Source organism: Paenibacillus sp. GbtcB18, from assembly GCF_019091125.1.
GTDB lineage: Bacteria > Bacillota > Bacilli > Paenibacillales > NBRC-103111 > Paenibacillus_F > Paenibacillus_F chitinolyticus.
This window is the reverse complement of record NZ_JAGXJX010000698.1, coordinates 1-245: the sequence shown is the minus strand read 5'-3', so window position 1 is coordinate 245 and position 245 is coordinate 1. Positions and strand designations below refer to the sequence as shown.

Annotated in this window: 1 protein-coding gene; it reads left to right on the top strand. The window is 55.9% G+C overall.

Annotated elements, in window-relative coordinates:
• On the top strand, positions 1 to 245 hold a 245-nt coding region (locus KVT34_RS30850), incomplete at both ends, for a cyclic-di-AMP receptor (protein ID WP_217563357.1).

Sequence of the window (245 nt, the reverse complement as noted above, 5' to 3'; positions counted from 1 at the left end):
AAGGAAGGGTTCCGTGCAACCAAGCTGGCCAGTTCCGGCGGCTTTCTGCGTGCAGGCAACACGACGTTCATGATTGGTATTGAGGATGAGCGGGTTCCGGAAGTTTTCAAAGAGATCAAAGCGAACTGCAAAGTCCGTGATCAGCTTGTGACGCCGGTATCGCCGTTGGGCGGTACGACAGATTCATATATTCCGTTCCCCGTTGGAGTACAGGTTGGCGGTGCCGCCGTCTTCCTGCTTCCGGG